The following is an 18,811-nucleotide window of genomic DNA, read 5'->3' on the forward strand; positions in this document are numbered from 1 at the left end:
CCCGGAGAGTGACACCGACCCTCCTGCCGCGGGGCCGTAGGGTCGGGCCTCATGACCGATTCCTGGCGGCATCTGCCCGCACCGGCCCGCCCCATCGCCGCCGCGGCCACCTCGGCCGTGGCCGCCGCCCAGGCGCACGACACCGCGGCCCTCGACGAGGCGGCCGCCACACTGGCCGCCCTCGATCCGGCGCAGACCGGCCTGGTCCTCGGCACGGCGGTGCGCCTGTTGCTGGAGGACGGGCACCCGGACGGGCTCACCGCCGACGACGTGCGGGCCGCTCTGACCGGTTGTGTCCGGTCGTGGCCACAGGCCGATCCGCAGGTGGTGCTCTGGCTGCTGGCCGGGGCGCTCGGCGTGCTGGAGGAGGACGGGACACCGGGCCCGAAACCCGGCGCACTGGCGTGGCACGCCGCCGTGCTGATCGCCGACTTGCTGGCCGGAAGGCCGGTCGCGCCCTGGTGGACGGCGGCGCTCGGGGAGATCGAGCGGTCTCAGCTCAACGATTGATGCGCCCTCGGCGCTCGGCGCCCGCGCGGGAGGACCGGTCGAAATCAGTCGGCCGGTCCTCCCGGACGGGTGAAAAGCTTCAGGACGGGCGCAGGCCCACCGAGGTCCGCGGGGTCGGCGGCTCGGCGCAGCCGAGCAGGCCGACCAGCCCGGACACCCAGAGCTGCCGGTAAACCGTGGCGCTGGGGTGGCTGACCACCAGTTTCACGCCGCTCGCGGCGGCGGTGTGGAAGCAGGCGACGAGGATGCCGATCCCGATACTGTCGATCAACATGACCCGCTGCAGGTCCAGACAGATCTTGCCCGGCGTCATCGCGGTCAGGACGTCGTTGACCGCGTCCCGCATGACGTGAGCGTTGTCCAGATCGATCTCGCCGCTGGGGGCGATCTCAACAGTGCCGTCGGCCAGCTGGCGGGTCGTGATCGGCAGATACACAGCTGCCCTCTTCCTGGCGTCCGGCCTCGGGCCGACGCCGATTTGCCGCGGGACACGGTTTTTTGCGCCGGCCGGCTCCCGAGAGATTTCACAATCTAGAGATCTCACTGATGAGGGGGCCGTGCGCGAGCGGCGTTCGCTGAGGGACGCCGACCGGAACCCGCGTTCCTACAACAATCCGCTGGTCTGCAAGTTACGCCACGTAGGCGCGGAACGCCAGAGTAGTTCATATGGCCGGAATGTGCTGGAACGGTCAGTGCGTGGCGCCCGCGTTGACTGTCCACTGACTTTGACCGAATACTCACCGTATGCGTTGGAGCACCTGGCGGCATGGTTGACGCCCTGCCGTGCGCCACATCGGCGCCGGGCACCGTCTACTTCGACAGCGTCTATTTCGACAGCGTCGACCGTGACCGGGTCCGTGACGTCCTGAATCGTTTCTATCACCCGGTGTCCGCGGGAGCGGACCTCCAGCTCGACGTCGAGGTGATCCAACTCGGACCACTGACCGTCGGTCACCTCACGTTCGCCCGTAGCGCAACTCTGGACTTCTCCGAAGCCGCCGCCTACCACGTCACCCTGCCCACCAGCGGGGTCGTCCGGTCCAGCCGCGACGGGCGCGAGGTCGTCGCCACTCCCACGACCGCGCTCGCGTTCCGCCCCGGCGACCGGATCCAGCTGCGCCACGAGCCGAACACCGCGGAGATCGACGTGCGGATCGAGAGCTGGGCGCTGGAGGCGGAACTGGCCGGGCTGCTCGGCCACCCCATCGAGGGGCCGATCGACCTGCCGCCCGCCTTCGACCTCACCGAGGGCCCCGCGCACAGCTGGAGCCGGCTCATCCGGCTGCTCCGCGACGAGCTGGAGCACGAGACCAGCCTCATCTACCAGCCGCTGATCGCCGAGCAGCTCTGCAGCAGCGTCCTGAGCGGCCTGCTGCTCAGCGTGTCGCATCGCTACCACGACGAATTGGTGGCGCCGGCCGCGACCGGTCCGCCCCGGCCCATCCGGCGGGTCCTGGAGGCGATCAGCGGCGAACCGGAACGCGCCTTCACCGTGGGCGAACTCGCGGCGATCGCCGGAACGAGCATCCGGTCGCTCCAGTCCGGGTTCCGGCGGCACGTCGGCAGCGCCCCGATGACGCACCTGCAACAGGTCCGGCTCACCCGGGTCCACGAGACGCTGCGCCGGAGCGACCCAGCCGCGGTCACGGTCGCCGACGTCGCGCACCGGTGGGGCTTCGCGCACCTCGGCCGGTTCGCGTCGGCCTACCGCAAACGGTTCGGGGAGTCACCGTCGGAGACGCTGCGGTCCGCCACCTGAACGGGTGTCACTCGCCCGGGTCGCCACACCGCCGCGGCTGCGGCACTCCGTCGGCGTGACGGCCCGCATCGGCCGTTCCGAACAGGTGCCCACGCGCCGGCGTCCAGTCGCGCCATGGCCCCAGCCGCGGCGGCACCGCGGCCATCTCGCCGTCCCCGGGCGCGCGGCGCTGCCGGAGATAGGCGACGACCCGCTCGGCCGCCGCGCCGCCGTTCTCGGCGATGCTCAGCAGCATCCGGGGATCGGCCGGAACACCCTCACGCAGCAGGGCGACCAGGCCGGCCAGGGCCTGTGCCGCCTCGGAAGCGTCACGCTCGGCGTCCCACAGACCGGTCATGCCCGCGCTCCCCCACGCTCGCCCGGCTTCGGTTTCACGACTCTGGCTGTGCGATCGGTCATGCAGTGCATCCCCTCACCCCGACACGTGCCCGGCGGCGTCGCGGGCCCGCGACGGCCACCGACGGGAATCCGGCTCCCGGCACACGTGACAAGCCGAAAATGTATTCGGCTCGCTACTATGCGTCCATCCGTAACGCGCAGGTTCTGTCCAGTTAGCGCTCAGTTCGGCCGGGCCCGGTCACGGGTCGCGACCATCCGCCCGGAAGGCGCTATCAGAATCAGACAGAGAGGCTGACCGTGGCGCGGTCGGTGATCGCCCGCTCGGCGGCGGCCAGGACCGCCGTGACCTGAGCGCCGAACCGCACGTCGCAAGCCGGCCGGGGCCCGCCCGCAGCCGCCGCGATCAACTGGTCGAGAGCACGCCCCAGCGACTCCGACGGCACCCACCGGCCGCGCGGCACCTCCCGGAGCCCCGCCTCGCCGACGAAGACGGCCTCCTCCCGGGCCGCCGCGGGCGGCGCGTCCACCGCGAGGGTGAGCCGGCTCACCGCCCCGCCGGCATGCTTGAGCAGCAGGTACGTCAGGTCGCGGTCACCGGCGATCCCGGTCACCTCGGTGACCGGGCCCAGCACCGGAAGCACCAGGGCCAGCGCGTGCGGGCCCACGTCCCAGAGGCCGCCGCGCTCACGCCGCCACGGCGACGCCCCGAACGGATTGCCCGGCTGGAAGATCGAGCCCAGATGGTCGATCCGGGCCTCGGACCAGCCGCCGGTCTCCACCGCCTCGGCCACGAAGGCGTCCAGCTCCGGCGTGAACCGGCGGGTGAAGAACACCACCGACGCCACGCCGGCCGCCGCCTCGGCGAGGGCTTCGGCATCCGCGGTACGCAGCGCGACCGGCTTGTCGAGCAGGAGGTGCCGGCCCGCGCGCGCCGCCCGCAGCGCGATCGGCGCCTGCACGTCCGGTGGCAGCGCGACCGCCACGGCGTCGACGTCGGCGATCAGGGCATCGACGTCGGTGTAGACGGGTACGCCGTACCGGCCGGCCAGATCGGCCGCCTTCTCCGGGTCCCGTCCCCAGACTCCGGCGAACTCCACGCCGGAATGCGCGGCCAGTGCCGGCGCGTGCGCCTGATGAGCCCACGGCCCCGTACCGAATAGTCCGAAGCGCACCGGATCGCCCGCCCTCGCATCATTGATCTCCCGGGCCGGAAGTTACCAGGCATCGGGCACCTCAGTAACCTGACCGGGTGAACGGTGCCCTGTCGACGGCGACGATCGTCGCCGCCCTCCTCCTGGCCGCCTGGTACCTGTTGCGGACAGCCTTGGACCGCGCGCCGAGCCGTCTCGATCTGATCGCCGCCGGCGTGCTCGGCGCCTTCGTCGCCGTCCTCGTCGTAGTCGCCGTAGCCGGCCTCTTCGACGGCAGCCGCCCCACCGACACCGGCACGTTCGCCGGTTACCTGATCACGACCATCGGCCTCGTCCCGACGGCGCTGATCCTGGCCAAGATGGAACCGACCCGCTGGGGCAACCTGATCCTCGGCATCGGCTGCCTCGTCCTGCCCGTCCTCGTGCTGCGCCTGCAGCAGATCGCGTCGGTGACCGGTGCCTGACCAGACCCCCGCGGAAGCCGTCAGCCGCCCCCGCGACGCCGCTCTCGGCTCCGGGATCGGGCGCGTGCTGCTCCTCGTCTACGGCGTCTTCGCGCTCTCCGCGAGCGCTCGCGCCCTGGTGCAGATCAGCACCCACTTCGGCGAGGCGCCACTGGCCTACCTGCTCTCCGCCGTGGCCGGCCTCGTCTACATCGCCGCCACCGTCGGACTGGCCCGCGGCGGCCCTCGCGGCCGGCTCCTCGCCCTGGTCAGCTGCACCATCGAGCTGATCGGAGTGCTGGTCATCGGCACTCTCAGCATCGTCGACAGCGTCGCCTTCCCCGACGACACGGTGTGGTCCCGTTTCGGCAGCGGCTACGGCTACATTCCGCTGGTTCTGCCGTTCATCGGCCTCTGGTGGATCTGGCGCAGGGCTTAATTGCTCCGCTGTGCTTGATTGCTCCGCTGTGCTTGATTGCTCCGCTTCGCTCCGCGGCAAAACGCCTGGTTACCGGTGACGAGGCGGGTGAGTTTCCACCGCCGCACACCCCGCGGCGCTGGAAAAAAACACGCCACGTCACCCGCGGCGTTTTGCGGGCCGTTTGGTGGGGGCGTGCGCACTGGAAAACTATGGGGCGGGTTTCCGGGCTGGGCGTTCTTGGGGTGGTCAGGTGATTACGTGGGGGATGAAGTTGCAGGTGTTCGTCGTCACCAAGCCCGCGGTGCCGACGCCCTCGCGGATGCCCATGCCGGCCGGTTCGCCGTCGATCAGCCAGGAGCCGATCACCGGGTGGACGACGCCTTCCAGGCCTTCGAACGATGGCAGCTCACAGAGCTGCTGGACGACGTAGCGGCCGTCGGACCCGTACTCGGACGGGACGTCGGTGATCGGGACGCCGTCGCGGACCAGGGTGACCGAACCGCCCTCACGGCCCCAGACGGGTTTCTTCGCGTAGGACGTGAGGGTGGCGGCGCCGGACGATTCGGCGAAGTAGGCCGGGAGCAGGTACTTCCCGCGCTCAGGGTGGTCGCCGAACAGCTTCCAGAGGACCGGGAGCAGGGCCTTGTTGCCGAGCAGGGCCGCCTTGTAAGGGGGCTCGATCCAGACGGTGCCGCGTTTCTCGGGGTCGGCCATGTTGCGGAAGAAGGCCTTGCCGCCTTCCTCGTGCCAGAACCACTCCCAGGGGTACAGCATGAAGATCACGTCGATGGGCTCGGCGCGGTGTTCCTGGCCGGGCGCGGGGACGAACAGGACCCGGTCGCCGGCCACGTCCCAGCCGATCTGGCTCATCGCGATCAGCTCGACCGGGTAACCGGCCTCCTCCGCGGTGGCCATCAGGTAGGCGACGTTCATCCGATCCTCGCCCGAGGTCTCCGACGTCTCGTACGCGAAGAAGATCTTGGGTTTTTCCGGGAGCCAGTGCCGGGCCTCGCGCAGCTTGCCGATGTTGCGCCGCCAGGCGCCGGGGTCGCCCGGCTCGCCGGGGGTGGGTTCCCAGCCGGTCAGGCGCTCGTGGATGGAGTTCCATTGACGCCACGGGTGCTCGGTGACGCCGGTCTGGTCCATCCAGTGCCACTGGATGACGGCGGCCTCGACCAGCGACGTCGGGGTCTGCGCGTTGAATTCGAGCAGTTTCGGGACGGTGCCGGCCCCGTTGTACCAGAAGTCGAAACGGCCGTAGACGGTCGGCGAGTAGTCCGGCGTCTGCATGGGCAGGCGCATGTCCGGGTCCTTGTCGTAGTGCGTCCACGTCTCCGCGTCGCCGTCGAACCAGGTCCGGATGATCTGCTCATGGGTGTACTCGGGGATCCCGATGCGGGTCAGGAAACACGACTCGGCGGTGCAGACCGAGGCGAAATAGCCCTGCTTGCGACCCTCGACGGTGCGCCGCGGGCACTGCTGGACCATCCAGTCGCCGGCCTCCAGGCACATGGCGTAGAGGGTCGAGGTGGCGGTCTCCAGCTCCTCGATCTCGGCCGCGGTGAAGTCGTAGTACGCCCCCTCCTGCCAGTACGAGTACGCGGTCCCGTCCGGCAGGACGTCGTCGTTGTACGTCAGGCCGAGGCTGAAGTTGGTCAGCCGCCACCCGTCGCGCACCGGCCCGTTCGAAATCCGGCGCACGGTCAGCCTCCCGACGATCCGGACTTGCCGGACGAGCCGCTGCCGCCCTTGCCGACGACGCTGCTCTTGATGGTGCCGTTGGGAATCCGGCCGCTGGACGGCAAGCCGAACCGGGAACGGGCCGCCGAGTCGTTGTACGCGAACTTGGTCCCGCCGGCCGGCAGCCTCTGCCCGACCGGGTAACCGGACCGGTAAGCCGACGAGTGCCAGATGAAGAAGCCGCTACCGCCACCGCCGCCGCCGTCGTCGTCGCACAGGTCCTCGTCGACGATCACCCCGTTGGCGTCGGCGCAGTAGAAGCCCTCGTCGACGGTCTCATCGTTGTCGCACGCGGCCGTACCGCCCGCGGCCAGCAGGAGGAAGGTGCTGGTCAGCGACACGGTCCGGGAACTCATGCGTCGGTTCATGATTTCTTTGTAACTCTTCTCAGCAAGTTGCCAGCGACGAGGGCGTGTCAGTCCTGCGGGCCGCCGGCCACGTAGATGACCTGGCCGGAGACGAAACCGGCGTCTTCGCTGGTCAGGAACGCCACAGTAGCCGCGACGTCCTCGGGACGGCCCGCACGCCCGACGGGAATCTGACTCACCGTGGCCTTCTCGAAGTCGGCGAAGTCGACACCGATGCGGGCGGCGGTCGCCTTGGTCATATCGGTCACGATGAAGCCGGGCGCGACCGCGTTGGCGGTGATGCCGAACTTGCCGAGCTCGATGGCGAGAGTCTTGGTGAAGCCCTGGAGGCCGGCCTTGGCGGCGGCGTAGTTGGCCTGGCCCCGGTTGCCGAGAGCGGACGTGCTGGAGAGGTTGACGATGCGGCCGTAACCCGCGTCGACCATGTGTTTCTGGATCGCCTTGCTGAACAGGAACGCGCCGCGCAGGTGGACGCCCATGACCGTGTCCCAGTCGTCCTCGGACATCTTGAAGAGCAGGTTGTCGCGCAGCACCCCGGCGTTGTTGACCAGCACGGTCGGCGGGCCGAGCTCGGCGACGACCCTCTCGACGGCGGCCGCGACCTGACCGGAGTCGGCCACATCGGCGCCGACCGCGATCGCTGAGCCCCCGGCGGAGACGATGGCGTCGACCGTCTCGGCACCAGTCTTCTCGTCGAGGTCGACGACCGCGACGGCCATGCCTCCGGCGGCGAGTTTGCGGGCGATCGCCGCACCGATGCCGCGCGCGGCCCCGGTCACGACGGCGACACGACTGGCTGCGGACTGCGACATTGCGGGCCTCCGGTAGTGATCCAGACTACTGAGTCTTGTACGCGATCAACCTTGTGAGTAGCGAATCCGCGAGTCAAGTCGCAAGATCGCCACCGGTCGCGAGGAAGACTCACCGGAGGCCGATGCTAGTCGTGGTCAGGCGGTTCTGCGCATCCGGATCCACCGGTATCCGTATCCCTCGACCTGGATCTTGTCGAGTTTGCCCGGCTCCGGGTACTCCTGGTCGGCGAGCACGTCGTTCGGGAACTCGGCCTCACCGGCCAGACTGCTCAGATCGACCACGCCGGCCTCGGTGCTCAGATTGTGCACGAACAGCATGGTCCCGGTGTCGGCGTCGGCCCGGTGCACGAGGATCCCGCGCGGCGCGGGCACGTCGACGTGGGTGCAGCTTCCGTCGCCGACCTCGGGCGCCTCACGGAGCGTGCGGATCATCCGCTCGAACCACGACAGCAGTGATGCCGGGTCGTGCCGCTGGATGGTCGCGTTGACCTTCTCGTAGCCGTACTCACCACCGGAGATGACCGGCCGGACCAGGTCCTTCGGATCCGCGCTGGAGAAGCCGCCGTTCGGCAGGTGGGACCACTGCATCGGGGTACGGATGGCGTAGCGCCCGTCCAGGTCGAGGTTCTCCCCCATCCCGATCTCCTCGCCGTAGCGCAGCACCGGCGTCCCGCGCAGGCTGAACTGCAGCGCGTAGGCCAGTTCCAGCCGCCGGCGGTCGTTGCCGAGCATCGGGGCCAGACGGCGGCGGATGCCCCGGCCGTACAGCTGCATGTGCTCTTCCGGGCCGAACTGCGCGAGGACGTCCTTGCGCTGCTCGGCGGTCAGCCGGGACAGGTCGATCTCGTCGTGGTTGCGCAGGAAGGTGGCCCACTGTCCGCCGGCCGGGAGCTGCGGCGTGTCCCGCAGCGCGTCGATGATCGGCTCGGTGTCCTGCCGGGCCAGCGCGAGCATCAGCCGGCCGTTGAGCATGAAGTCGAACAGCATGTGGATGCGGTTGCTGGAGCCGCCCTCGTCACCGAAGAAGGCCACCAGCTTCTCGGGCTCCACATTGGCCTCGGCGAGCAGGACCGCGTCGCCGCGCCGCCACTGCACGTGCTGGCGCAGCTCACTGAGGAAGCCGAAGTCCATCGGCGAGGCCGGGGTGCCCGGCTCGGTCTCCTCGATGATGAACGGCACCGCGTCCATCCGGAATCCGGACACCCCGAGCTGGAGCCAGAACGCGCAGATCTTCTTGATCTCCTCGCGGACCGCGGGGTTCCTGATGTTCAGGTCCGGCTGGAACTTGTAGAACCGGTGGTAGTACCAGAGCTTCGCCGTCCGGTCGTAGCTCCACGTCTCGTCCTGTTCGCCGGGGAACACCATCCCCTGCTTGCGGTCCGCCGGGGCGGTCTCGCTCCAGACGAACCAGTCACGGTACGGCGAGTCCGGCGACGACCGCGCCGACTGGAACCACGGGTGCTGGTCGGACGTGTGGTTGACCACCAGGTCGATGATCACCTTGATGCCACGGTTGGCCGCCTGGTGCAGCAGCTCGGCGAAGTCGCCCAGGGTGCCGAAGCGGGGGTCCACATTGTAGAAGTCGGACACGTCGTAGCCGTCGTCCTTGCCGGGCGACGGGTGGATCGGGTTGAGCCACAGGCAGTTGACGCCCAGGCGGGACAGGTAGTCCAGACGCCCGATCAGACCGCGGATGTCACCGCAGCCGTCACCGTCGGAATCGGCGAAGGCGTCGATGTCGAGGCAGTAGACGACGGCCTTGGAGTACCAGCGGTCACTCATAGGCCCTTACATGTCCGTGGCCCCTATCGGCCAAACGTTCCCAGGCGCTCAGCAGGGTGACACCGGCGGCGAGGACCACGATCGGGGTCAGGAGCAGCACGATGACCGAGGACGCCACGATCCCCGGCGTCAGGTCGAAGAAGAGCGACCACCGCGCCGCCTCCTCCAGCCAGGAGAAGGCGACCGGGATCGCGACGACCACGGCGGACAGCACGGCGATCCGGCCGCGTACCCCGCGCCCGGCAGCCATCGCCGCGACGGCCAGGACCGGAAGCGGGACGAGGAAGCGCACGGACCGCACCGTCCCCACGTCGATCGATATCACCCCGGTCCAGGGCAACACCCACGCCACGGCCACGGCGGCCGCCGTGGCCATGACCAGCGCCAGGCCCCGGTTGCCGAGCACGGCACGGACCGGAGGACCGGAGGCCGCGAACAGCCCCAGTGCCACGACCGCGAGAGCGAGCGACCACCCGAGGCCGAGGGCCTCCCACGGGGCCGGTTGCGCCCACCAGGCGACCGTGCCCGCCTGGAAAAGCACCCCGGCGGCGGCGATCGCGACGGCGGCCCGGCGCAGGCCGAGCACCGCGGCGGCGGCGGCAACGAGCCAGGTGGCGGTGAGCACGGCCGGGTCGAGCAGCGCCAGACCGTCGACACCATGCGCCCGCATCGGGTCACCGAACGTCGACCGCACCAGCCCGTCGGCGAGCCGGCCGATCGCCACTCCGCTCAGCACCAGCGCGGCGAACAGGCCGGTGACCGTGGCGGCAGCGCGCCAGCCCGTACCCCGCTGGGTGTGCAATCCCTGGCCGAGACGGGCGGTGAGGCCCGCGCGGAGCAGGTCGAGGGTGTCGGCCGCGGCGGGGAAGCGGCGGCCGGGCTCCGCGCCGGACATCAGCACGCCGATCATCTCGTCCTCGTAGGCGGCCCGGTGGCCGGCCGGATAGACCCGCAACAGGCGGCGGTAGCGCAACTCCAGGCTGGTCACGTGGTGGCTCCCCCGAGGTTGAGGCGGCGGGCGCGCAGGCGGCGGGCGCGCAGGCGGCGCTCGGCGATGGTGGTCTGCGCGCGGAGGCGTGCGGTCTCGACTGCCAGGCTCTGCTCGCCGGCCCCCGTGAGCCGGTAGTAGCGCCGCAGCCGGGACTGCACGACCTCCTCGCGGTCGACCTCGATCAGGCCTTCGACGCGCAGCCGGTCCAGGGCGGCGTAGAGCGTGCCGGCCCGGAGGCGCACCCGTCCACCGGTCATCGTGGCGACATCCTCGATCACGGCATAGCCGTGCCGTGGCTCCTCGGCCAGAGCGGTGAGGACCAGGAACGTCGGCTCACGCATCGGGCTGTCGCTCATGACAGGAGCATATACAGATGATCGGTATATGCGCCAAGCGGTTCACCGGACGGCTCTCGGGTAACTCACAGCTACCGGCGGCACTGTGTAGGGAGTTCGGTGCGACCGGCGCCGGAACTCCCCGCACTCTTCAATGCCCGAAACACTCTTGGGAGGCGCGCACATGGCCGAAGGCGATCTGAGCAATCTCGGCGGACTGACCGGCTGGGTCGCTTCCGTCATCGATTCGCTCGGCGAGATCGGCGTCGGCCTGCTGGTGGCCTTGGAGAACCTGATCCCACCGATCCCGAGCGAGATCGTCCTCTCGATGGCCGGTTATCTGGCCAGCACGGGCCGGGTCAACGTGGTGCTGGTCTGGCTCACCGCGACGCTGGGCGCGCTGGGCGGGGCGGTGGCGCTCTACTGGCTGGGCCGGGGGCTCGGCGAGGAGCGGCTGAAGCACTGGCTGGACCGGATCCCGCTGGTCGACTCGGACGACCTCAACCAGGCGGACCGCTGGTTCGAGAAACACGAGCGGGCCGCGGTGCTCTTCGGCCGGTGCGCGCCGGTGGTGCGCAGCCTGGTCTCCATCCCGGCGGGCGCCAACCACATGCCGGTGGGCCAGTTCATGCTCTACACCGCGATCGGCAGCGGCGCGTGGAACGCCCTCTTCATCGGTGGCGGGTACGCGCTCGGCTCCCGCTGGCGGGACCTGGAGAAGTACAGCCAGTACTTCGACTACGCGATCATGGCGTTCTTCGCGATCGCCATCGCGTCGTGGGTGATGAAGAAGGTGCGCAAGCGCCGTCGGCGACGTGCCGCCGCCGACGCCCACAGGTCCTAGCGCCGGAACCGCAGCCAGTCGCCGTTGCCGATATGGGCGCCCGCCGATCGTTTCCGCGATCCGCGCCGCGGGTAATCGATCACCATGGGAACCGCGACCGAGGGCACGGCGATCACTCCGGAGCTCGCCGCCAAGGCCGAACGAGACGATCTACTCACTCTCGGCGTGGAGGAGGAGTACCTGCTCGCCGACGCCGTCGAACCGCGCGCGGCGGAGGCGGTGGACGCCGTCTTCGCCGAACTGCCCGAACATCTGCGGAACGTGGTCCAGCACGAGTACCACCGCACCCAGATCGAGGTCGCCAGCCCGCCGCAACTCGAACTCGACGACCTCGCCGCATCACTGCGGGAGCTGCGCTCCGAGGTCGGGGCCGCGGCCGAACGGGCCGGCGCCCGGCTCATCGCGGTCGGCACCGGTCCCGCCGCCGGCCCCAACGCGCGGATCGTCGACAAGCCCCGGTACCACCTCATGCGCGAGCGCTTCGGCGACCTCTCCCCCGGTCAGGGCATGTGCGGCACGCACGTGCACGTCAGCATCCCCGACCCGGAGACCGGCGTTCAGATCCTCAACCACCTGCGCCCCTGGCTGCCGGTGCTGCAGGCGGCCACCGCCAACTCGCCGTTGTTCGCCGGGCACGACACCGGGTACGCCAGCTGGCGCTCGATGATGTGGGAGCGCTGGCCGACCGTCGGCCCGGCGCCGTACCTGCAGTCGCACGAGCACTACCTGACCCTCGTCGCCGACCTGGAGGCGAGCGGCGCGATGCTCGACGAGGGGATGCTCTACTGGTACGCCCGCCTCTCCGCGAGCTATCCCACCGTGGAGATCCGGATGGGCGACGTCATGCCCTCCGCCGACGACGCGGTCCTGCTCGCCGCGCTGGCCCGGGCCCTGGTCGCGACGCTGCTGCGCGAGGTGCGGTCCGGGGTGCAGGCGCCGGACGTCGCGCACCCGCTGCTGATGGCGGCGCACTGGCGGGCCGCGCACGACGGCCTGGAGGGGCTGAACATCGACATGGCGACCCGGGAGCCACGGCCGGCCTGGCGGCTGCTGCGCCAGTTGTTCGACTACGTCCGGCCGGAGCTGGAGCGGCACGGCGACCTGGCCCGCGTCACCCTCCTGATGGGACGGCTGCGCGAGCACGGCACCGGCGCCGCCCGCCAGCGAGCCGTGCTGGCCCGCGGCGGATCGGTCGGCGAGGTCGTCGACTGGCTGGCCCGGACCACCCGCGGACAGGACGCACCGGAACCGATCTGACGGATCTTGCGGAGCGCAGTCAAGCACAGCGAACAGGGCATATAACGGCGAGTATCGACGGCGTGACGGATTCGGTATCGCGCTCGATCAAGTAGCACGGTAGTCATGACGGATGCCGCCGCACGCCTCGCCCTCACCTGCGCCGACGTCCCGCGCGGACGGCCCGGCCACCGGGCGGCACCGGGCCGCCGCGCCGCCGGTCGGCAGTGCGCCCGCACGAGCCGTCTCGTCACGGTTCAACGGACTGCGCTCCGCGATCGTGGACGCCTCCGGCACGACCGTCGCCACTACCCGGTCGGCCCGGCACCGCGCGGATGCGTCCGAATCGTATGGATCCTCCCGGGCCGCCGCCCGTCGCGCGGGCGGCGACGGCGCCCGGCACTCGCCGAACCCGCGTCGCTCCGGAGTGGACCGTGCCACCGGCGGCGCCCACCGCGCCCCCTCGGCCGGGTCGGCGGAGAATTGGCTCCGGGCCGCCAAGAACCGGCCGCAGGTGCTGCTCGGCACGCTAGTCGCCGCCGGACTGCTGATCACCGCGGTGCCCATCCCGCAGGACGGCGGCAGCACCACGGTGATCAACGCCGCAGCCGAGGCGGTGGGCGTGATCAGCAAGCCCGAGCAGAAGAAGCCCAGGCTCGAGACCAAGCCGCCGGCCGCACCGCCCGCTCCCGCCGCCACCCGGACCACCACGGCCGAGCCGTCGCCGCCGCAGGCGACACCGGCCGCCCAGGAGACCGAGGGCCAGCAGCAGCAGCCGCAGCCGCCGCCGCAGCAGCAGGTCGTGGTGCCGCCCGGCGACGGGCCGTTCAACTCGCTGCGCACCACCGGGTCGAAAGTGGTGATGCTGAGCTTCGACGACGGGCCGGACCCGGTGGAGACGCCGAAGATGCTGGCGCTGTTGAAGAAACACCAGGTGAAAGCGGTGTTCTGCCTGGTCGGCACGCAGGCGCGGCGGCACCCGGACCTGGTCCGGCAGATCGCCGACGCCGGTCATGTGCTCTGCAACCACACGTGGAGCCACGATCTGAAGATCGGCGTCAAGAACCCCGACCAGATCAGCGCTGATCTGGAGCGGACGAACGCGGCCATCCGCGCGGCTGTGCCGGACGCCCGGGTTCCGTACTTCCGGGCGCCCGGCGGCAACTTCACCGACCGGCTGGTGAAGACGGCGTACGGCGACGGCATGACCTCCCTCTACTGGGAGGTGGACCCGCGCGACTGGGAACACCCGGAAGGCGAGACCGCCGAGCAGCACGTGAAGCGGATCGTCGCCCAGGTGCGACGGGAGACCCGGCCCGGCGCGATCGTGCTGTCGCACGACTTCAACCAGCCGGACACCACCTCGGCGTACGAGCAGCTGCTCCCGTGGCTGGTGGAGAACTTCGAGATCGGCGTCCCGGGCGTCTCGCAGGCGCCGTCGCCCACGCCGTCGCAGCCGACGCCCACGACGCCGCCGGTCGCCCCGTCCGGGACGCCATCCGTCACGCCGAGCGCCTCCGCGCCCGCCTGACCGGCGGCTCCGGCTGGCACACCGGGCACCAGTAGAGGTTGCGGCCGGCCATCGGGCCACGGGTGATCGGGGTGCCGCAGACCAGGCAGGGCTGGCCGGGACGGCGGTACACGTACACCTCGCCGCCGTGCCGGTCGACCCGCGGCGCCCGCCGCATCGCCTCCGGGGTGTGCTCGGTGTGCACGGTGTCGATCCGGCCGCGCAGCACGCCCTCCTTCATCAGGGCGCGCAGGTCGTCCCAGATCGCGGTCCAGCGGACCGCGTCGATCGCGGTGCCCGGCGTCTGCGGGGCGAGGCCGGCCCGGAACAGCACCTCGTTGGCGTAGATGAGGCCACACCCGGCCACGATGGACTGGTCCATGAGCAGGGCGGCGAGCGGCTTGGTGCTGGCGCGGACCCGGGCGTGGGCGGCCGCGGGGTCGGCGTCGTCGCGCAGCGGGTCGGCCCCGAGCCGGGACCGCAGCAGGTCCGTCGCGCCCACGTCGAGGACCTCGCAGGCGGTCGGGCCACGCAGTTCCAGCCAGTGACCGGAACCGGTCAGCACCATCCGGAGCTGACCGACCGGCGCCGGGACCGGCAGCTCGCCGTCGGCGAACTTGCCGTAGAGGCCCAGGTGCACATGCAGGGTCAGGTCACCCTCGTAGTGGTGGAGCAGATGCTTGCCGCACGCCTCGGTGTCGCGCAGCACGCGCCCGTCGATCAGCGCGGCCCCCGCGGCGAAGCGGCCCTGCGGGCTGGCCGCCGTGACCGGGCGCCCGGCGAAGAGCTCACGATGGCGGATCGCGAGGCGGTGAATGGTATGTCCCTCCGGCACGCACCAAAGGTAGCCGGGCATTATGCCAACAGCGGATTCGCCCTGAGGGGAATCGCTGGGATCCGGGACCGCCCTGGGAGAGGGTGGGGACGTGGAACAGCGGATGCGAGAGGGTGGATCCATGAGCATTGACACGACCATGCGTGGTGGCGGCGCGTCCTTCGACGACCAGGTGTTCGAGCGCCTGCTCCGGGAGCGGATCATCTTCCTCGGCAGTGAGGTCAACGACGAGGTGACCAACCGCATCTGTGCGCAGATGCTCCTGCTCGCCTCCGAGGACGCGGAGCGCGACATCGCGCTCTACATCAACTCGCCCGGCGGCTCGATCAGCGCCGGCATGGCGGTCTACGACACCATGCAGTACATCAAGAACGACGTGGCCACCATCGCGATGGGCATGGCCGCCTCGATGGGGCAGTTCCTGCTCTGCGCCGGCACCCCCGGCAAGCGTTACGCGCTTCCGCACGCCCGGGTGATGATGCACCAGCTCTCCGGCGGCATCGGCGGCACCGCGGCCGACATCGCCATCCAGGCCGAGAGCATGCTGCACATCAAGCACGTGATGAACGACCGGATCGCGTTCCACAGCGGGCACACTCCGGAGGAGATCGAGCGCGACTCCGACCGGGACCGCTGGTTCACCGCCCAGCAGGCCAAGGAATACGGCCTCGTCGACCACGTGATCGCCAAGGCGAGCGACGTGAACGCGGTCTCCTCGCTGGTCTGATCCCTCCTCCGCGAAGGGCACGTCCTCCCTGGGCGTGCCCTTCGTGTCATTTCCGGGCCACAGGGGTAAGTAGCGCCTCAACCTGTCAAGGAGGTGCTGACGTGAGGATTCCGACCATCCCCCGCCAGTCCACGGCCGATAAAACGGACACCGACCGTACGCCGGTGGTCCCGCGGCGGGACGACGACGAGATTACGACCACGACTCTCCCGCCCGTGCGGCCCGCACCCGCGCACACCGAGACGGAACGGGCTCGGGCCATCTCCGCGCCGGTCGCCGTCACCACGCCCGCTCCACGGGCACGGACGAGCTTCATCGCCACCCTCGGTCTGGTCCTCGCGGTGGCGGGTGCGCTGCTGGTGCTGTCCGGGCCCCTTCTGGGGTACGGCATGGGCGTCGCCGCGATCGCGGCGATCCTCTCGCTCGCCGGCGTCTTCACCACCCGCAAGCGGCACGTGGCCGGCAAGGGCGGCGCCCTGATCGGCCTGGTGCTGTCGGTGGGCGCGATCGTGATCGGCGTGCTCGCCCTGACCGGTCAGCTGTACTGGCTGGGCACCGACACGCAGACCGTACCCGAGTTGCGGACGTGGCTTGACACACAGTTTGAGACAAGGATCTGACGGGCATCTGACATGTACCGCCGACGATGAGGCGGCGGTACCACCCCTCGGAACCGGGACGGCTCAGGCCGGCCCGCCCCGAATCCCTCCGGCGGTTCGCCGGAGAAACGCCTCCGGCGAGTCGCCGGACGTTGCTTCCGGCGGTTCGCCGGATGTTGCTGAGGCCCCGGCAAGGTGGCGGTTCGCCACCCCATCGGGGCCTTTGCAATGAATCGCCGCCAGCCCCCGAGATCACGCAACGATCAGCCGGATCACGCATGGTTGACCCGGGGTGTCCGTCGGCACCGTACGCCTACCGTTTTCTTCCATGAGCCATAAGCGCCGCTACCTGATGTGCCGGCCCACCCACTTCGCCGTCACCTACCGGATCAATCCCTGGATGGACCCGTCGGCGCCGTACGACAACGCGCTCGCCATCAGCCAGTGGGAGAACCTCCGGCAGACCTTCCTCGGCCTCGGCCACACCGTCGAGCTGATCGAGCCGCTGCCCGGTCTGCCCGACATGGTCTTCGCCGCGAACGGCGCCACCGTCGTCGGCGGCAGGGTGCTGGGTGTGCAGTTCCGCGACGCCGAGCGGGCCGACGAGGCCCCGGCGTACGCGAGCTGGTTCCGTGAGCGGGGCTTCGAGGTGGAGATGCCCAAGCACACCAACGAGGGCGAGGGCGACATCCTGCTCGCCGGGGACATGCTGCTGGCCGGCACCGGGTTCCGGACCGCGCACGCGTCGCACGCGGAGACCCAGGAGGTGCTCCAGCGGCCGGTGATCACGCTGCAACTGGTCGATCCGGCCTACTACCACCTGGACACCGCGCTCTGCGTGCTGGACGAGCGCAACATCGCGTACCTTCCGCAGGCCTTCTCGCCCGGTTCGCAGGCCGTGCTCCGGCAGCTCTTCCCGAATGCGATCATCGCAACGCCGGAGGACGCGGCCGTGCTGGGCCTCAACGCGGTCAGCGACGGCGAGACCGTGGTGCTGGCCGAGCAGGCCACCCACCTGGCCGCCGCGCTGCGGGCGGCCGGCTACAAGACCATCGGGGTCGACCTGTCCGAGCTGCGCAAGGCCGGCGGCGGACCCAAGTGCTGCACGCTGGAGGTGCGTTCCTCGTGACGACCGTCGAATTCCGTACGCCACAGGCGCTCGCCGACGCGGAGCGCTGGACCGCCCACAACTACCACCCGCTGCCGGTGGTCGTCGCCGAAGCCGAGGGCGCCTGGATCACCGACGTCGACGGCCGCCGCTACCTCGACTTCCTGGCCGGTTACTCGGCGCTCAACTTCGGGCACCGGCACCCCGGGCTGATCGCCGCCGCGCACGCCCAGCTCGACCGGGTCACCCTGACCAGCCGGGCGTTCGTGCACGACCGGTTCGCCGAATTCTGCCGCGGGCTCGCCGAGCTCTGCGGCAAGGACATGGTGCTGCCGATGAACACCGGCGCCGAGGCGGTGGAGACCGCGATCAAGGTGGCCCGCAAGTGGGGTTACCGGGTCAAGGGCGTCGCCGACGAGCAGGCCGAGATCATCGTGGCGGCGGACAACTTCCACGGGCGTACCACCACCATCGTCAGTTTCTCCACCGATCCGGAGGCCCGTGCCGACTTCGGGCCGTACACGCCCGGGTTCGTGGTGGTGCCGTACGGCGACCTGGCCGCGGTGCGGGACGCGATCACCCCCAACACGGTCGCCGTGCTGATGGAGCCGATCCAGGGCGAGGCCGGAGTGCTGGTGCCGCCGGCCGGGTTCTTCGCCGGGCTGCGTGAGCTCTGCACCGAGAACAACGTGCTGATGATCGCCGACGAGATCCAGTCCGGCCTGGGCCGGACCGGGAAGACCTTCGCCATCGAACACGAGGGCGTCGTCCCCGACATGTACGTACTCGGCAAGGCCCTCGGCGGCGGCATCGTGCCGGTCTCGGCGGTCGCCGCCGACCAGGCCGTGCTGGGCGTGCTGAAGCCCGGCGAACACGGTTCCACCTTCGGCGGCAACCCGCTGGCCTGCGCGGTCGGCGCCGAGGTGGTGAGACTGCTCGCGTCCGGCGAGTTCCAGGAGCGGTCGGCGCTGCTCGGGGCCCGGCTGCACGCCGGACTCGAGGCGTTGATCGGCCACGGGGTCGTCGCGGTGCGCGGGCGCGGGCTGTGGGCCGGGGTGGACATCGACCCCGTGCTGATGACCGGGCGCCAGGCCTGCGAGCGGCTCGCCGAGCGTGGCGTGCTGGCCAAGGACACCCACGGGTCCACGATCCGGCTCGCCCCGCCGCTGGTCGTCACCGAGGAGGATCTGGACCACGCGCTCGCGCGGCTGGCCGAGGTCGTCAAGGGCTGACCGGTTCCGCAGAGAGGGGGGCGGCGCGGGCGGGCCCCCCCCCCGCAGTCTTACGACCCGCCCCGACGG

At 70.6% G+C, this 18,811-nt stretch carries 21 protein-coding genes; 11 read left to right on the forward strand and 10 right to left on the reverse strand.

Features of this window, described 5'->3' with window-relative positions; genetic code table 11:
- Positions 1 to 51 precede the first annotated feature (51 nt).
- Entirely contained in the window at positions 52 to 510 is a 459-nt protein-coding gene (locus QLQ12_RS04385) for a hypothetical protein (RefSeq protein ID WP_282757223.1), read from the forward strand.
- Positions 511 to 589: 79 nt separating this feature from the next.
- Here the strand turns inward: QLQ12_RS04385 and QLQ12_RS04390 are convergent, their stop codons facing one another.
- Positions 590 to 946, reverse strand: a complete 357-nt coding sequence (locus tag QLQ12_RS04390; protein ID WP_282757224.1) for an STAS domain-containing protein — start codon at positions 944 to 946, stop codon at positions 590 to 592.
- Between the two features lie 330 nt (positions 947 to 1,276).
- Here QLQ12_RS04390 and QLQ12_RS04395 point away from each other — a divergent pair, with 330 nt between their 5' ends.
- Complete coding sequence (locus QLQ12_RS04395; RefSeq protein WP_282757226.1) at positions 1,277 to 2,269, forward strand: helix-turn-helix transcriptional regulator; 993 nt, start codon at positions 1,277 to 1,279, stop codon at positions 2,267 to 2,269.
- 7 nt (positions 2,270 to 2,276) lie between these two features.
- On the opposite strand, the gene QLQ12_RS04400 is transcribed toward QLQ12_RS04395, so the two are convergent.
- Positions 2,277 to 2,606, reverse strand: a complete 330-nt coding sequence (locus QLQ12_RS04400) for a hypothetical protein (protein WP_282757228.1) — start codon at positions 2,604 to 2,606, stop codon at positions 2,277 to 2,279.
- A 280-nt stretch (positions 2,607 to 2,886) separates the two neighbouring features.
- Positions 2,887 to 3,780, reverse strand: a complete 894-nt coding sequence (locus QLQ12_RS04405; protein ID WP_282757229.1) for a Gfo/Idh/MocA family protein — start codon at positions 3,778 to 3,780, stop codon at positions 2,887 to 2,889.
- 77 nt (positions 3,781 to 3,857) lie between these two features.
- Between QLQ12_RS04405 and QLQ12_RS04410 the strand changes: the two genes are divergently transcribed.
- Entirely contained in the window at positions 3,858 to 4,223 is a 366-nt protein-coding gene (locus QLQ12_RS04410) for a hypothetical protein (RefSeq protein ID WP_282757231.1), read from the forward strand.
- On the forward strand, positions 4,216 to 4,641 hold the full coding sequence (locus QLQ12_RS04415; protein ID WP_282757232.1) for a hypothetical protein: 426 nt from the start codon (positions 4,216 to 4,218) through the stop codon (positions 4,639 to 4,641). The genes QLQ12_RS04410 and QLQ12_RS04415 overlap by 8 nt, the downstream gene beginning before the upstream one ends.
- A 228-nt stretch (positions 4,642 to 4,869) precedes the next feature.
- On the opposite strand, the gene QLQ12_RS04420 is transcribed toward QLQ12_RS04415, so the two are convergent.
- The 6 genes from QLQ12_RS04420 to QLQ12_RS04445 all read right to left on the reverse strand — a co-directional run bounded on the left by QLQ12_RS04420 (position 4,870) and on the right by QLQ12_RS04445 (position 10,672).
- Positions 4,870 to 6,324 (reverse strand): glutathionylspermidine synthase family protein, encoded by a 1,455-nt coding sequence (locus QLQ12_RS04420; RefSeq protein WP_282757233.1) that lies wholly within the window; start codon positions 6,322 to 6,324, stop codon positions 4,870 to 4,872.
- Positions 6,325 to 6,326: 2 nt separating this feature from the next.
- A complete protein-coding gene (locus tag QLQ12_RS04425) occupies positions 6,327 to 6,731 on the reverse strand; it encodes a hypothetical protein (protein ID WP_282757234.1) in 405 nt (134 codons plus the stop codon).
- A 47-nt stretch (positions 6,732 to 6,778) separates the two neighbouring features.
- On the reverse strand, positions 6,779 to 7,543 hold the full coding sequence (gene fabG / locus QLQ12_RS04430) for a 3-oxoacyl-ACP reductase FabG (RefSeq protein ID WP_282757236.1): 765 nt from the start codon (positions 7,541 to 7,543) through the stop codon (positions 6,779 to 6,781).
- 135 nt (positions 7,544 to 7,678) lie between these two features.
- On the reverse strand, positions 7,679 to 9,325 hold the full coding sequence (locus QLQ12_RS04435) for an alpha-amylase family protein (protein ID WP_282757237.1): 1,647 nt from the start codon (positions 9,323 to 9,325) through the stop codon (positions 7,679 to 7,681).
- Positions 9,318 to 10,313, reverse strand: coding sequence for a hypothetical protein (locus QLQ12_RS04440; protein WP_282757239.1), 996 nt, complete (start codon positions 10,311 to 10,313; stop codon positions 9,318 to 9,320). Before QLQ12_RS04440 ends, QLQ12_RS04435 begins: the two co-directional genes overlap by 8 nt.
- On the reverse strand, positions 10,310 to 10,672 hold the full coding sequence (locus tag QLQ12_RS04445; protein WP_282757240.1) for a PadR family transcriptional regulator: 363 nt from the start codon (positions 10,670 to 10,672) through the stop codon (positions 10,310 to 10,312). Before QLQ12_RS04445 ends, QLQ12_RS04440 begins: the two co-directional genes overlap by 4 nt.
- A gap of 163 nt (positions 10,673 to 10,835) precedes the next feature.
- Here QLQ12_RS04445 and QLQ12_RS04450 point away from each other — a divergent pair, with 163 nt between their 5' ends.
- The 3 genes from QLQ12_RS04450 to QLQ12_RS04460 all read left to right on the forward strand — a co-directional run bounded on the left by QLQ12_RS04450 (position 10,836) and on the right by QLQ12_RS04460 (position 14,262).
- A complete protein-coding gene (locus QLQ12_RS04450) occupies positions 10,836 to 11,495 on the forward strand; it encodes a DedA family protein (RefSeq protein WP_282757241.1) in 660 nt (219 codons plus the stop codon).
- A 78-nt stretch (positions 11,496 to 11,573) separates the two neighbouring features.
- Positions 11,574 to 12,752: a carboxylate-amine ligase gene (locus QLQ12_RS04455; protein ID WP_407651409.1), complete on the forward strand. Its 1,179-nt coding sequence runs from the start codon at positions 11,574 to 11,576 to the stop codon at positions 12,750 to 12,752.
- 112 nt (positions 12,753 to 12,864) lie between these two features.
- On the forward strand, positions 12,865 to 14,262 hold the full coding sequence (locus tag QLQ12_RS04460; RefSeq protein ID WP_282757245.1) for a polysaccharide deacetylase family protein: 1,398 nt from the start codon (positions 12,865 to 12,867) through the stop codon (positions 14,260 to 14,262).
- On the opposite strand, the gene QLQ12_RS04465 is transcribed toward QLQ12_RS04460, so the two are convergent.
- The gene (locus QLQ12_RS04465) at positions 14,234 to 15,076 is read right to left on the reverse strand and encodes an Fpg/Nei family DNA glycosylase (protein ID WP_282757247.1); all 843 of its coding nucleotides are present in this window, start codon (positions 15,074 to 15,076) and stop codon (positions 14,234 to 14,236) included. The genes QLQ12_RS04460 and QLQ12_RS04465 overlap by 29 nt on opposite strands.
- Before the next feature lie 121 nt (positions 15,077 to 15,197).
- On the opposite strand from QLQ12_RS04465, the gene QLQ12_RS04470 reads away from it, so the two are divergent.
- From QLQ12_RS04470 to rocD, 4 genes are all read left to right on the forward strand, one after another.
- Positions 15,198 to 15,803 carry an ATP-dependent Clp protease proteolytic subunit gene (locus tag QLQ12_RS04470; protein ID WP_282757248.1) on the forward strand — a complete coding sequence of 202 codons (606 nt, stop codon included), beginning with the start codon at positions 15,198 to 15,200 and terminating at the stop codon, positions 15,801 to 15,803.
- A gap of 101 nt (positions 15,804 to 15,904) precedes the next feature.
- A complete protein-coding gene (locus QLQ12_RS04475; protein WP_282757250.1) occupies positions 15,905 to 16,423 on the forward strand; it encodes a hypothetical protein in 519 nt (172 codons plus the stop codon).
- 307 nt (positions 16,424 to 16,730) lie between these two features.
- Positions 16,731 to 17,531: a dimethylargininase gene (ddaH, locus tag QLQ12_RS04480; protein ID WP_282757252.1), complete on the forward strand. Its 801-nt coding sequence runs from the start codon at positions 16,731 to 16,733 to the stop codon at positions 17,529 to 17,531.
- Positions 17,528 to 18,742, forward strand: coding sequence for an ornithine--oxo-acid transaminase (gene rocD / locus QLQ12_RS04485; protein WP_282757254.1), 1,215 nt, complete (start codon positions 17,528 to 17,530; stop codon positions 18,740 to 18,742). Before ddaH ends, rocD begins: the two co-directional genes overlap by 4 nt.
- Positions 18,743 to 18,811: the final 69 nt, after the last annotated feature.

The organism is Actinoplanes sandaracinus, assembly GCF_030009775.1.
Classification (GTDB): Bacteria; Actinomycetota; Actinomycetes; order Mycobacteriales; family Micromonosporaceae; genus Actinoplanes; species Actinoplanes sandaracinus.